Origin of the sequence: Pontibacter ummariensis (genome assembly GCF_900188175.1) — a bacterium.
GTDB classification, from domain to species: Bacteria; Bacteroidota; Bacteroidia; order Cytophagales; family Hymenobacteraceae; genus Pontibacter; species Pontibacter ummariensis.
In genome coordinates, this window is record NZ_FZOQ01000004.1 from 154,041 (window position 1) to 167,976 (window position 13,936).

At 50.6% G+C, this 13,936-nt stretch carries 12 protein-coding genes; 6 read left to right on the forward strand and 6 right to left on the reverse strand.

Going from position 1 to position 13,936, the window contains the following annotated elements:
• Positions 1-141: 141 nt before the first annotated feature.
• A complete protein-coding gene (locus tag CHB92_RS06185) occupies positions 142-1,593 on the reverse strand; it encodes an alpha/beta hydrolase family protein (RefSeq protein WP_179222969.1) in 1,452 nt (483 codons plus the stop codon).
• 254 nt (positions 1,594-1,847) lie between these two features.
• On the opposite strand from CHB92_RS06185, the gene CHB92_RS06190 reads away from it, so the two are divergent.
• Together CHB92_RS06190 and CHB92_RS06195 are read left to right on the forward strand one after the other, a co-directional pair.
• Complete coding sequence (locus CHB92_RS06190) at positions 1,848-2,885, forward strand: sensor histidine kinase (protein WP_089318318.1); 1,038 nt, start codon at positions 1,848-1,850, stop codon at positions 2,883-2,885.
• Positions 2,886-2,889: 4 nt separating this feature from the next.
• Positions 2,890-3,615, forward strand: coding sequence for a LytR/AlgR family response regulator transcription factor (locus CHB92_RS06195; protein ID WP_089318319.1), 726 nt, complete (start codon positions 2,890-2,892; stop codon positions 3,613-3,615).
• Positions 3,616-3,654: 39 nt separating this feature from the next.
• On the opposite strand, the gene CHB92_RS06200 is transcribed toward CHB92_RS06195, so the two are convergent.
• Entirely contained in the window at positions 3,655-4,713 is a 1,059-nt protein-coding gene (locus tag CHB92_RS06200) for a tellurite resistance/C4-dicarboxylate transporter family protein (protein ID WP_089318320.1), read from the reverse strand.
• 294 nt (positions 4,714-5,007) lie between these two features.
• Entirely contained in the window at positions 5,008-5,766 is a 759-nt protein-coding gene (locus CHB92_RS06205; RefSeq protein WP_089318321.1) for an SDR family NAD(P)-dependent oxidoreductase, read from the reverse strand.
• 145 nt (positions 5,767-5,911) lie between these two features.
• Between CHB92_RS06205 and CHB92_RS06210 the strand changes: the two genes are divergently transcribed.
• From CHB92_RS06210 to CHB92_RS06220, 3 genes are all read left to right on the forward strand, one after another.
• On the forward strand, positions 5,912-7,189 hold the full coding sequence (locus tag CHB92_RS06210) for an FAD-binding protein (protein ID WP_089318322.1): 1,278 nt from the start codon (positions 5,912-5,914) through the stop codon (positions 7,187-7,189).
• Between the two features lie 254 nt (positions 7,190-7,443).
• On the forward strand, positions 7,444-8,505 hold the full coding sequence (locus CHB92_RS06215) for an alcohol dehydrogenase catalytic domain-containing protein (protein WP_308701840.1): 1,062 nt from the start codon (positions 7,444-7,446) through the stop codon (positions 8,503-8,505).
• A 512-nt stretch (positions 8,506-9,017) separates the two neighbouring features.
• A complete protein-coding gene (locus CHB92_RS06220; RefSeq protein ID WP_089318323.1) occupies positions 9,018-9,482 on the forward strand; it encodes a COG2426 family protein in 465 nt (154 codons plus the stop codon).
• A gap of 172 nt (positions 9,483-9,654) precedes the next feature.
• Here CHB92_RS06220 and CHB92_RS06225 read toward each other — a convergent pair whose 3' ends face one another.
• The gene (locus tag CHB92_RS06225) at positions 9,655-10,077 is read right to left on the reverse strand and encodes a hypothetical protein (protein WP_089318324.1); all 423 of its coding nucleotides are present in this window, start codon (positions 10,075-10,077) and stop codon (positions 9,655-9,657) included.
• Positions 10,078-10,381: 304 nt separating this feature from the next.
• Entirely contained in the window at positions 10,382-10,795 is a 414-nt protein-coding gene (locus tag CHB92_RS06230) for an STAS domain-containing protein (RefSeq protein ID WP_089318325.1), read from the reverse strand.
• 331 nt (positions 10,796-11,126) lie between these two features.
• Here CHB92_RS06230 and CHB92_RS06235 point away from each other — a divergent pair, with 331 nt between their 5' ends.
• Positions 11,127-12,278: a DEAD/DEAH box helicase gene (locus CHB92_RS06235; protein WP_089318326.1), complete on the forward strand. Its 1,152-nt coding sequence runs from the start codon at positions 11,127-11,129 to the stop codon at positions 12,276-12,278.
• A gap of 133 nt (positions 12,279-12,411) precedes the next feature.
• Here CHB92_RS06235 and CHB92_RS06240 read toward each other — a convergent pair whose 3' ends face one another.
• Positions 12,412-13,344 (reverse strand): metallophosphoesterase, encoded by a 933-nt coding sequence (locus CHB92_RS06240; RefSeq protein WP_089318327.1) that lies wholly within the window; start codon positions 13,342-13,344, stop codon positions 12,412-12,414.
• Between the last annotated feature and the right edge of the window lie 592 nt (positions 13,345-13,936).

The window sequence follows — 13,936 nt, forward strand, 5'->3', positions numbered from 1 at the left end:
CGGGTGGACATCATGAAGTAGCGTTCGTACCTGTTAACTAAAGCTAAAGCAGGTCTGATTTTAGTAGCCTCTATCCACCACAGCCAACTCACGAACCATAACTTGCCGGTTCGTGAATTGGCTGTGGTGGTTCAGGCATCATTACTTCTTGCTGGTGGTATTTAGGCTGTTCATCCAGTCTACCATGTAGGCAATTACTTCCGGTGCCACGGTCTCCTCTATCTCTCCATACTCTGGTACGCTGCCGGTTTCTGCCGTCTGAAAGAGGTGGTTCTTGTTCTCCCATCGCTTGATGCTGACCTGTTTGTTGCCCCCTTTGCGCAGGGCCTTCTCAATAAGCGGCAGGTTGTAGTGGCCTACCTGCACGTCCTTGGTGCCGTTCATTGCCAGCACCGGACAGTTTACGCGCTGCAGCGCCTGGGTTGGCTGGTTCAGGAGTTCAGAGCGGCCGCCCGGGGTGAGAAACCAGCTAAAGTCAGTTGGCTTAATGGGGTAGCTGAGCTCCAGCTTCTTTAGGTCCTCTGCGCTCAATCTGGCCAGCGCCGGGTTAAACTTTTCCAGCTCACGAGCCAGCTTTTGTTTGGCCGCTTGAGAATCTTTTTCCGAGCGAATGACCTCAATCACCGTTTCCAGGATCTTTGTGTTCAGGGCGATTCCTTCTTTGCTGGCACCTGCCTGCGCATAAATTGCTTCGGATTGAGTGATAAGCCCTTGTGTCAGTGGCTCACCCGGGCCTGCCATCAACACGATAAAGGCTACTTCCTGGGATTGGGCTGCTGCAATCGGGGCTATCTCCGCACCCAGGCTATGGCCGACCAAACCTACCTTCTGTGCATCCACTTCTTTTCTGGTTTTCAGGTAAGCTACCCCTGCCAGGGCATCACGGGCGTGGTCCTCCAGGGTGGCTGCCTCGTAGTTGCCCTCCGACTCACCCACGCCTCTGTCATCCACCCGCAACACGGCATAACCAGCACGAGTCAGCAGGTCGGCCCACACAAGAAACACCTTGTGTCCAAAAACCGTCGCGTTTCTATCGGTTGGGCCGGAACCGGAAACGAGCACGACGGCAGGGTGCGGGCCGGGCGCCTGGGGCAAAGTAAGGGTGCCAGCCAGCCTGACACCAGCATGCGCATTGCGGTAGCTTACTTTTTCCTCTGTATAAGGCAGCTTACCTGTTGGCTCCTGTGGGCGCCTGGGCTTGTTTCTGGGAAGGCTGTCTACTTTTTTGAAGTTCAGGGGAAATGAGGTTGTGGCGTTTTGCGCCAGCCCGCCCTGTATTGCATCCGCACCCACTATTTTTCCCTTGTAGGTAGCGTTCAAGGACTTGATCTGTATGGTTACCTCGTCACCCTTCAGGGAGTATTCCTCAATGGCAATGTCATAAACGTTCTGGTCGATGCTGTGCATAAAGGCTTGGCCGTCCTGTTTCACTTCAATGGCAACGGTCATTTGCTGGTCGGGCTTTATTTCCAGTTTTCCGAGCCAGATGCCCTGCAGCGCCTGCTGTGTCTGGGCCTGAGCGGGTAGGACGTGAAACTGCACCAGAAGCAGGAGAAGGGAGTAAGCGAAGAGGCGGATGGATGTAAAGTTCATTGTTTTATTTTGTTTAGGTTTGTGCATGCAGCATTTCTGGCCTTGCTGATGATACAAACCTACAGGCGGCTGTCTGCCTAAAAAAATAGGATCAACAAGCGCTGCCGCATATCCTGCCAACTTCCGGATATACCTTTTCAGCCACGTTTATCCAGCATTTTCCCAGTTCACATAAAAAACACTATACTTCATCCATTCCGCTGTCTCGGAACAGAGCAGTTGCTTATCTTTAGCTGTTCTAACACAGTTCATCCATGTTCCGGAGCAAGTACATCGCGCCACTTATACATCTTCTTGTCTGGCTGCTCGGCTATCTGGCCGTTGTGTCCTGGGTAAACACCTTGGGGAACTTCCGGAGTGCCGATCATACGCTCTTTCTGCCTGTTACGCTGGGCACGCTGGTGAACGTTTGCCTTTTTTACACGACCTCGCTCTTCCTTATTCCGGAGTATTTTGCCACGCGGCGGACAGCAGTTTTCCTGCTAAAGCTGTTATTGCTGTTGTTGGGCCTCACGCTGCTGGAGACTGTGGTAGACCATCTCTTCTTCGTGAATTATTACTCCACTGAAGAGGAAACTCTGGGTACGCAGTTCCTCCTGAACATCCTGTTTAACTTTATGGTGCTCTCGCTTGCCCTGGGCTATGGCTTTACCCGGAGCTGGTTCCGGAACGAGAAGCAGCGGCAGCAACTAAAGCAGGAGATGCTACAGGCAGAACTCAATTTCCTGAAGGCCCAGGTAAACCCTCATTTCCTGTTCAATGTGCTGAACATGGCCTTTTCCAGCGCCGCCCGGAGCGGGGATGAGCGGACGGCCGGGATTATTGAGAAGCTGGCGAACCTGATGCGCTACATGCTGTACGAAAGCAATGTGGACAGCATTGAGCTGAGCCGGGAGGTCGATTACCTCGAAAGCTTTATCGAGTTGCAGAAGCTGCGCCTTTCTTCTGAAATAAAGGGGGCGATCAGGTTCTGTGTGACGGGTGACTGTAGCCGGGTTAGGATTGCACCCTTGCTTTTGATCCCCTTTGTGGAGAACGCCTTTAAGCACGGTATCCGGCTGGATAAGCCTTCCGATATCCTGATCCAACTGGAAGTAGCGGAGGAGGCCCTGCGCTTTCGGGTAGAGAATGCCATTGCACAAACGCAGCAATCGCCGGAGCGGAAAGTGGGCGGGGTAGGGCTGGAAAACGTGCGAAAGCGGCTGGCCCTGCTGTACCCTGGCAGGCATGAGCTGCAGACCTACCAGCAGGGAGATACATTCATTTCATCGCTAACGCTTACCTTAAAATAAACCTATGAAGTGCATTGTAGTAGACGATGAGCCTTTTGCCCTGGAGCTGGCCGCGGAATATGTTAAGAAAACGCCTTTCCTGGAGTTGGTAGGCACCTTTACCAATCCCTTTAAGGCACTCTCCTTTATGATGGAGCAGGAAGTGCACCTGCTTTTCCTGGACATTAACATGCCAGAGCTATCGGGGATACAACTGCTGAATTCGCTGCCGCACAAGCCAATGGTGGTTTTTACCACGGCCTACCCGGAGTATGGGGCAGAGAGCTACGAGTACAATGCGGTTGATTATCTGCTGAAACCGATCAATTACGTGCGCTTCCTGAGGGCAGCGAACAAGGCCCTGGAGCTTTGGAACCTTAAAAAGCAGCCGCAGGCAGCAGCGACCGCCTCGGAACAGGCACCTGTAACTGCTGAAAAGGAGTACGTGCTGATCAAGAGCGGTACACAGACCTTTAAAGTAAAAGTGGAGGACATCCTTTACGTAGAGGGGGCGGGCAACTACATGTCCTTCTATACCAAGGGTAAAAAAATACTCTCGCTGCTCAGTATGAAGGAGGTGCTGGACTTATTGCCTAACGACCAGTTTGTGCGGGTGCATAAGTCCTACGTGGTTTCCCTGCGCCATCTGCAGGTAATTGAGCGCCACCAGGTGCTGGTAGAGGGAAAGCCTATTCCGCTAGGGCTCACCTACCGGGAGCAGTTTCTGGAAAAGGCCGGGAAGAAAGGCTAGGAGAGGACCGGCACTTCAGGTAGCCATAAAACAGGCAAATTATCCTTCGCTTTTGGATGAGCCTGCGGTGAAGGCTTTCACGATACCGAGGCACATGCCCAATAGCACGATTGCCCAAACAGCAAAGCTGATGTAAATGAACAGCTCTGGAATAGGTTGAAGATAGGGTGCACTCAGCGTCTTGGAGAGTTTAAAGGTAGCCACTGTATAGCCTCCAACACAGAATACCAGCGCCCAGTATTTAGGCGTATATTTCAGCGTTGTTTTCTTGATCAGGTACTTCCAGATTTCCAGCAGGACAATAACCGGGATCCACCAGGTAGCCGTGGCCCAGGCAAGCAGGCTAATTCCCTTAATAAAAGGAAGAAAACCGGTAAAACCAGTCGTGCTGCTTATGTGCTGCATAAAGAATGCCCCTGCCAGTGCGGTAATGCCCACAGCCCCTTCATTCACCCAATAGGGAGGGGTGATTTCCCGGGGAGTGGTCGGGAAAAAGGTCAGGCGATAGACGATGAGCGTGATCAGGATAACATAAAGCATAAGGCCCAGCAGCCACATGGAGAGGGTAAAGAACAACACCTGCTCCGGGGGAAAGGGTAAATGCCTGGTCAGCAGCGTACCCAGGATGGCGATGGACTGGGTGGCTACCACAATAAGCAACCATACCCCGCTGATTCCCTTCTTCAGCGAGGGCTTATCCGATTTGGTGGCGGTCATCAAAAAGAACGCGTAGATCAGCAACACCCAGGTACCGAGACCAAACCAGAAAAGGACACTGGCCGGCGCAAAGCTTTGTTTTTGCTGTACATACTGTACGCCCAGGATACAGGTGCCCGCCACTAAAGAGAAGAAGCCTGCTGCCTTCTTAAAAGAAGTAAGATCGGCTATAAAGCGCTTATAAAAGAACAGGATGCGGGAGAGCAGCAGCAAAAGCAGGATTGCAAATACTACGTTATTCGCCCAGAACAGCATTTCGCTTACTGTAGGAAAGCCCAGCATGTTTGCGCCTAAAGACACGATGCCGGTAGCCATAACCAGTGCAAAATAGGCTGGACTCAGCCCCTTAACTTCTTGTTTTACGGTAGAGAGAAAACTCATGCTTTATGTCTTGTTCAGCAGCCAGGTATGTATGGCTACTTGTTTTGTTACCATATGTCTTAAGCGTGAGTATACGGTGTAAAACGGCAACGCGGTATGCTAAGGCACGTACCAAGTAAGGCAATTCCCCTACAGTGGCGAGCATAGGTGTACTGTTTGCCCGTAGCGACCTGTAATACGAGGTGGATTAGCGTTCGCAGCTACACATGAGGAAGCAGGGTTTGTTTCACTCCCATCTGTTGCCTTCGTGTTACAGGGCAGGGTAAGCAAAGAAAGAGTAGCGCTTAAATTGCTTTAGTAAGGCGAAGGGCTAATGCTGGTCCAGCCGCCATCTACCAGCAGGCTCTGGCCTGTTATATGGCGGGCCTCCTCTGAGAGCAGGAACAGGGCCGCATGGGCTATATCGGCAACAGAGGCGGGCCGTCCCATTGGGGTTAGCCGGGACCAGGTGTGCTCGTAGTCAGGATCTTCCAGCGTTCTTTCTGTGAGAGTGGCCCCCGGCGCAACCGTGTTGACGTTGATCTTAAACTCGGAAAGCTCAATGACCAGGTTCTTGGCCAGCATCTCGATGGCTGCCTTGCTCATGCTATAAGCTGCAAGGTTCTTGTGTGCCTGGTGCCCCGTTACAGAAGAAGTAAACAGCAAAGAGCCGCCAGTGCTCTGTTGCTTCATTTGCCTGGCTGCTGCCTGGGCCAGAAAAAAAGTACCGCCCAGGTTCACCTGCATCACGCGGTTAAATGCTTCCGGCGTGTAGGAGAAGAAGTCGCCGAACAAGGTGATGCCTGCATTGGCGACAATCATGTCCAGGTGTCCGTACTGTGCAACGGCAGTGTCTACCATTTGCTGTATGAAATCCGGGACACTGGTATCTCCCGCCATCGCAATACAGGTGCCACCTGCTTCCTCGATCTGCTTCCCGGCATTTTCTGCCAGAGCAGCATCAACATCGTTTAAAACCACACTGGCTCCTGCCGCTGCCAGTTGCCGGCAAATCTGAAGCCCGATTCCCTGCCCGGCACCGGTTACGATGGCTACTTTATCTTTAAACTTCATGAGTCTCGTTTCTAAACAACTTACCAAAAGATAGACAAGTGTTTTGTGCATATCAAGGTAAATGAGTCAGGTATGGAAAGATTAGTGCTGAAAGGGCTGCTGCTTTAGCCTTGTTACCATATCTTTATCTTATAACTGCTACACTATGGAGACAATGAACAAGCCAAAACCTCACAGAAACTGGGCGGGAAACATAAGCTACAGTACAGATCACGTGCAATACCCCACCTCCGTAGAGGAGGTACAGGAAATGGTAAGGCAATCGGGTAAGATCAAGGCGTTAGGCTCCCGGCACTCTTTTAACAGGATTGCCGACAGTGCTGAAAATCAGATTTCCTTAAATGCCTTCAACAAGGTTGTGTCTTTGGATAAAACGGCTAGCACAGTAACGGTAGAGGGTGGGATGCGCTATGGCGACCTGGCTCCTTACCTGCAGGAAAACAGATATGCCTTGTCTAATTTAGCTTCCTTGCCTCACATTTCGATTGTGGGCGCCTGTGCTACTGCTACCCACGGCTCCGGTGTACAAAACGGTAATCTGGCCACGGCTGTTTCAGGGATAGAATTTGTGACTGCCACCGGGGATGTTGTTGCTTTAGGGAGGGAAAAAGACGGGGACCTGTTGAAGGGAGCTGTAGTGAATTTGGGTGCCCTGGGCATCGTCACGAAGGTAACACTCGACTTGCAGCCAACCTTTATTGTGCAGCAGGTGGTGTACCGGAACCTGCCGATGGCGGAGCTGGAAAAGAACTTTATGACGATCATGTCCAGTGGCTACAGTGTTAGCCTGTTCACCACCTGGTTAAATAAAAACATCAATCAGGTTTGGATCAAGCGCGTGGATGATGGCAATGCGACGGTACTGGATCCTGCGTTTTATGGTGCCAGGCTTGCCACACAGCATCTACATCCTTTGGAAGAACTAGCAGCGGAGCATGCGACAGCACAAATGGGTCTCTCTGGTGTCTGGTATGAAAGGCTACCACATTTTAAAATGGGTTTTCAGCCAAGCGCAGGCGAAGAACTGCAGTCAGAGTATTTTGTGCCGATAGAGAGTAGCTTTGAGGCCATGATGGCCATAGAGAAGCTGCATGAAAAGATTAGCCCTCACCTGTTTGTCTCCGAGATCCGTACGATTGCGGCAGATGATCTCTGGCTGAGCCCCTGCTACAAAAAAAGCTGCGTCGCCTTTCATTTTACCTGGAAGCAGGAGTGGGAGCGTGTAAGAGAGCTGCTCCCCTTTATAGAAGAAGCACTGGCCCCTTTTGAGGCGCTTCCGCACTGGGGTAAATTGTTTACCATGGCGCCGTCTGTACTGCAGTCCCGTATCAGCAAATTGGCTGACTTCAAGGAATTGGTGCACCAGTACGACCCGCAAGGGAAGTTCCGGAATGCGTTTTTAGCGGAGAACCTATATGCCTAAGGCATCGCAGGAGTCTTAAGCAGAATTTACGCCTCAATGCTGAAACCCTATGTAGAGAGGAAGTACGAAAGGGAGGATTGAGTGGGCAGTTTTTAGTCCCACTGGGATGACATGATAGTAACAAGTCTTCTTTTCGCTAAAGCTCCAGCGGAGCGAAATGTTAACATGCCTTGAACATGTCGCTCCCCATTACGAAATCAGGAACATATCATACCCCAGCTCGTTGTGCTGTAAAGAACTTCAGTTCAAAACCAATGAATACAAAGCTTATGCTCGAACGTGAGGTGTACCGCATGCCGAAAGCAGGATCTATCAGTGATCTGCAACTTCTAAAGGAAGAACTGGCCCCACCCAAAGCCGATGAGGTATGTGTGCAAGTGAGGGCGATCGGGCTGAACTTTGCAGATATCTTTGCAATGCAGGGCCTGTACAGTGCCACACCGGATGGGTCCTTTGTTCCTGGATTGGAATACTCTGGTGAGATCATAGCCGTAGGGGACGAAGTAGCAGAATGGAAGGTGGGCGATAAAGTGGTGGGAGCTACGAAGTTTGGCGGCTATGTATCGCACATCAACAGCCATCACCGGTACGTTATTCCCTTGCCCGAAGGCTGGAGCTTTGAAGAAGGAGCTGGTTTCCTGGTGCAGGGGCTCACGGCCTATTATGCCCTCGTGGAGTTGGGAAATCTGCAGAAAGGCATGACAGTACTGATCCATAGCGCCGCGGGTGGCGTAGGGATTTTGGCCAATCGTATTTGCAAAAAGTATGGCGCGTACACCATCGGCAGTGTAGGGCGGCCTGATAAAGTAGACTTTCTTCAAAAAGAAGAAGCCTACGATGCCGTCATTCTCCGGAACAAGATTTTTTATGACAAGTTGAAAAATGCCCTGGGCCGCCGCCCGCTCCGCCTAATTATGGAGTGTATCGGTGGCAAGATTTTAGAGCAGGGCTGGGAGGCGATGGCTCCCATGGGGCGGATGGTGGTGTATGGCAATGCGAGCTTCACCAGCCACAGCGCAAAGCCCGATTATCCCCAGCTCATCTGGAAGTACCTGCAGCGCCCGAAAATCGACCCTCTGCGCTTGCCTACCCAAAACAAGTCGCTCATGGGCTTTAACCTCATCTACCTGTACGAGCAGACGGACATGATGCACCAATTGCTCCATGAGTTACAGGCGCTCCAGTTAAAACCCCAGCACATCGGTCATGTCTTTGAGTTTACGGAAATGCAGGAGGCGATTCAGTTATTTCAGCAGGGCAAAACCGTAGGGAAGGTGGTCGTGAAAACGCACTCTTCCTGGAACCGGACCTCCTAGCCTGTCTTGCTCCTCGAACCAGTAGCCTCATAATAAATTCTTGTCCTGACAAATCAAGGGAGAAACCTGCCGAAATCTTGGTTAGGTTCACCTGCTTTTTTCGGCAGGCATAAGAACGCCCGGGATATCTGAAAGCCTTTGTGAGACAATGGCTTCTGGTATAGGTCTGTCTAGCGTGGCACTGAAACAAGTCCCCTGAAAAAGTTTTAATGAGGGTGGCGAGATTGCTTTGGCGGCTAATATCTAAAACTAGCCGGATTGCTGCCAGTTTTACTTCCTTTGGCTTAGCTTTTGCTGCACAAGAGGCTGTGACTGAAGTAAAAAGCTTTTCTCACTTATGAAACAGATGACCCTGCTCTGTTGTTGGTGTCAGCATAGTGGCTTGTGCGGCAAATGAAATTAGCTTTTGCAGAACAGAAACGCCCTGTGCCTGTTGTCTTGATACTTTTTTACTTTGCGTCGTTTAAACTCAATCAGTAAATAGCGAAATTGCTCCTCTTCTTAATTACCCAATGCTAGAAATACTTATTTACACTTTTCTTTTAAGCGTATCGCCTTTTGGAGAGGCCCGCGCCGGCATCCCTTACGCTGTCCTGAATGAGTTGCCCCTGGCCTGGACCTTTGCAGTGGCTTTAGTGGCAAACTTGCTGATTTTTCCTCTCATGATGTGGCTGATCGATACCTTTAACAAGAAACTATGGCCAAACCGTGTCTACAGGAAGAACGTTGTCTTTTTGTCTAAGCGGGCAAAAAAAGGAGTGGGCGGGAGCGTCCAGAAATACGGGTTTTGGGGGTTGATGATCTTTGTGATGATTCCCCTGCCGGGCACCGGGGCTTATATGGGTACCATCGCTGCGTATGTTTTTAAGATCGGACGGGCAAAAGCTTTTCTGGCGATTAGCTTAGGTGTGTTTATTTCCTGCGCCCTGGTGGTGGTAGGGGCCTACTTCGGGAACATGGGGCTGAAACAGTTATAATTTACACTGAAAGTGATTTATCTGCCTTTGTATATGCAGGTGTAGATACAGGACTGGCAGTGGGGCCGTCTCTGCCTCTTAGGTTCTGTACATCCTTAACCTTTAAAGCTCCACAAGGCGTATTTTCCAGAGCAAAGGCTAAAGAAACGTTCTGTTTTTCTAGCCTTTTTCTTTAGTCCTCAAACAGCCATTGCTTCGCCGAAGCCTCAGCCCAAAAGACCTGGTAGCCGTAAGGGAACAGCTCTATTTTATCTGTAACGATCTCGTGAATGATGTTCTGAAGAATATCTTTTGAGAACAGCCTGGCACTCCGCCTAAGCGGGGTGTTCTTGTTGGCAGCCATTACACGTTCTACCAGCCAGTTTTGATCTGTAATAGAGGGAGTGCTTGTCAGCCTGAAGTCTAACAACAAGAGTTCGGCACTGTGCTCGCTGATCTTGTGGGTAATAGCCTCCCAGCCCTGTCTGAACTCCTCACTATTGACGGGCCTGCTCCACCTTGCCTCCAGATACTTTTGATCTGCTGCCAGGTTCACCGTAAGGTAGTCAGCTATAAACACAGCCACCAAAGTTTGAGCAGTTTCGAGGTGTCCCATGGTTCTGGAATGATGTTTATGTCTAAAATATAATAAATTATACTTAAAAGTAAATAAATTAGAAAAATATTACAAGGCCATCGGGAGATACTTTGCTAAACAGGAGGGCAGGTTACCCTATTTGTAACTGTAGCTTAAAGCACAGCCGAAGAAAAAAGGCTTGGACACCGTAAAAAATGCACTAGGAGAGAAGTGATGCCTGGGATGGGAAGCATTATCCTATAGCAGCAAAATGCCGTGAGGCAGGAAAATAAAGTGATGTCTTTCCTGCCTCACGGCACTCAACAGTAAGTAAAGCTCCGTCTTACACACTAGCGGGTTTAGCGCTAGGCACAGGGGCAGGCCCAGTAGCAACTGCAAGCATGGCAGGAGACGACTGATGGAGGCTCAGGTAGGCCTCGTCCAGTGTTGGTGAAAAATTAAAAAGCTGTTCTAACTTGAGGAGTCTGAACAGCTTTTTAATTTGATCATCGCACCCGAACAGGGTAATGTTGGCCTGCTTCGACTTGAGGTAGAGTAAGCGGTTTACGAAACCACTGAAGCCAATCCTGCTATAGATTAACGCATTACTACAGCTACAGTCCAGCAGCATGTGCTTTTCTGATGTGGTGGACAGCTTTTCTACTTCTCTTGAAATCTCATTTAGGCTTGCTTCGTCTATCGTTCCCTCCGCTACCAGCAGGGTTAATCCAGAGGAATTGTTTATCGTTAGGTTCATACTGTTTGTACTTTAGGGTGGATGTATTTCATGGTGCTAAAAAATATGATGCTTACTATTTGTACTATTTTATTGCAGGAGAGGTTTTGCTAACAAGCGTTGAGAGGGCGCAACTTGGTAATTAATTCTTGTCTGCTGCGGATTATACCGGTGTATAGGTGTTTATACGGATAAAGGTACGGCAACAAGAGAAGAGGGAAATCTCAACATACTTGCAACGCGAGCTCAGGTCGGTTTTATGCCAGTAGCCTACGTGACCACTGTGTTACTTTAAATAAACGTACCTTTACAGTGCAAAAGCGAATTATATCTCAAACCCTATCCTCTTTTTATGGATTTCTCTGCCCTCGGTTTACCGGCTCCTTTACTACAAGCAATCAAAGAACAGGGCTATGACCAGCCTTTTCCTATTCAGCAGAAAGCCATTCCGGCCATTTTAGCCGGTCAGGACATATTGGGAATTGCGCGAACCGGTTCCGGAAAAACAGCGAGCTTCGTCTTGCCGCTTTTGCAACAGTTTCAAAAAAAACCAGCGGCCAGAAACCGCTTTATCAAGGCCCTGGTGCTGGTGCCTACCCGTGAGTTGGCCTTGCAGGTGGCCAACGTGTTTCATGACTTCAGTGCGCATCTTACACGGCGGGTAAAAACGCTGGCGGTGTTTGGGGGCGTGAGCATTAACCCGCAGATGATGGCCCTGAGTGGTACTGAGGTCCTGGTGGCTACGCCTGGCCGTTTGCTCGACCTGGTGGACAGCAATGCGCTTCAGCTGTCGGAGGTAGAGGTGCTGGTGCTCGACGAAGCCGACAAAATGCTGAACCTGGGCTTTGAGGAAGAGATGAACCGCATCTTCGCGCTCCTGCCCTCTAAACGACAGAACCTGCTTTTTTCCGCTACCCTGGCCGAAGACATTCAGACCATTAAAGAGAAGCTGCTCCGCGATCCGTTGGTTGTGTCTGTGGAAGAGCAGCAGCGCGACGAGGAGCAACTGGAACTGATTGAGCAAGTGGCGTACCGCGTAAGCACCGAGCGCAAAGGGCCTTTTTTACGCTACCTGATCAAGCAGGAAAACATGCAGCAGGTGCTGGTGTTTGTGTCGAGTGGCCGCAATGCCGATAACCTGGTGGTAAAGCTGAACAAGAACGGCCTCAAGGCCATGGCCATGCACGGGAAAAAGAGCCAGGGTGCCCGTACAGAGGCCCTAAAACGCTTTAAAGCCGGTAAGCTGCGCGTATTGGTGGCAACCGACCTGGCCTCCCGTGGTATCGATGTGCAGTTCCTGCCCTTCGTCATCAATTACGAGTTACCGCGCTCGCCCAAAGACTACATTCATCGGATAGGAAGGACGGGCAGGGCCGGTGCCACCGGCAAAGCCATTTCTCTGATCACCCCGGAGGACGAACACCACTTTAAGATCATCCAGAAAAAAATGGGGAAAAATGTGGAAATGCTCGGGAGCGACGAAGTGAACCTGCAGGGCTTTTAAACGAAAGCCTGCAGGTTATTAGAGGATACTATAAGCTGTCCGTAGCGCAGGATAGGTTATTCTCTTTTGTCTACAATGATGTGCGAGTGCCGGGCCGCGGCACACCTGTTTGGCCCTTGAGGGTAGCGGATGCCTAAGATCCGGAAGGTGACGCGTCGTGCAGGTTCCTACGGTCCAGGCGCTGCTCACCGTTCCAGCGATACGCCACCAGCCTGCCTTCTTTCGCTACGCTGTAGTCCACACAGCACACGTTTTGCTCGTACACGCTTGCCGTGGCATTGCCGGGTAGCCAGTAGTGCCCAAAGAACACTGGTTTCTCGGATGGGCCGTAGGGTTTGTTTCCCACAATCAGCGTCTCCGGTATTACCTCATCTGTCAGAGAATCGTAGGGACTGACGCTGTATTGCCGGTAGGTCATCTGCTCCGGACTGAGCCACCATTTGATCCGCAGGGCGGACCGGGGGTGCCCGTCTTTATCCGTGAAATAAAGCCCTTCTGGCATCTGCAGTTCTTTCCCTTTCAGAGTTACCTCTATGGCCTCGCGCAGCCTGGAGCCTGGCTTGTAGTGACTCTGCAGGAGCTGGTCTGTCAGCCGGTCGTGCGCCAGGTTGTCCCGCAGGTATTGGATGTGGGCTTCGTCCCAGCAGGCATGTACTACCCGGAAACTTTCCTCTTCGTAATAGAGTGGGAGTGTCTTGAACCAGGCAATGTAGTCGGCATACTCATCTTCCCTGCCCCGAAACTGCTCCACTGTTTTGGCGTGCTGCGACCTGTTGCGATCCGTATGTTCGCGCAGGTAATTTCCCTTCCTGTCTCTGGTGTTATAGAGGATAGCGCTCAGTTCGTGGTTGCCCATCAGCGCGATGGCCTGTTGCTGTGCGGCCATTGTCCGTACGATCTGCAGGGTCTCCCTGATCTTAGGCCCCCGGTCGATGTAGTCGCCTACAAAAATGGCCTTTCTCTCCGGATGGCGGTAATATCCCCTGCTGTTGTCATACCCCAGTTTTTGTAACAGCTGCTCCAGGGCATCTGCATGGCCGTGTATGTCTCCTATGATGTCGTACATGTATGCTAAGCGTAATATGTTCCCAGAATGCTCTCTGCCTCTCCCAGTCTTACTTATCCTCTGCCAGCTTGGGCCTTATAGCGCGATATGGTTTTAGCGGTACAAGGATACCTTATGGTTGGTGTCTGAGTAACTTCTGTAGGACTAAGATAGGAATTATTTTGGATAGTATAAGGTGAAATATTCTGATTAGGTCCTTAAAACAGGGGCCTTGCAGTAGAACCAAGTTGGCAGGCAAAAGTTCTGACAGTAGGTTCTGTTTGTTACCTGGAGGTTCAATAAATAAACATTAACTCGAGAAGAGAGATGCTACTTTGGCTAAACTGGCATTGTTGCTGATCCACGACTTTAGTTAAGCCCTTTTGCCTGGTGGAAGTCTTTGCGCTCCGCGTCTGGGATGGGACCCTTCTGTTTGTGGCTGTTGTGGGCCTGGCGAGAAATCTATCCGGGTCCCAGAAAGATCTATCCCTGTGGTCGAGATGATAAAGAAGGCATCTTTAAGTTGATGGAACTGGGGAACGTTCACGCACGGGTCAACTTCTACTTAGGCCAGTAGCATGATACGCCTGTATATTAACATGTCGTTCTGCAC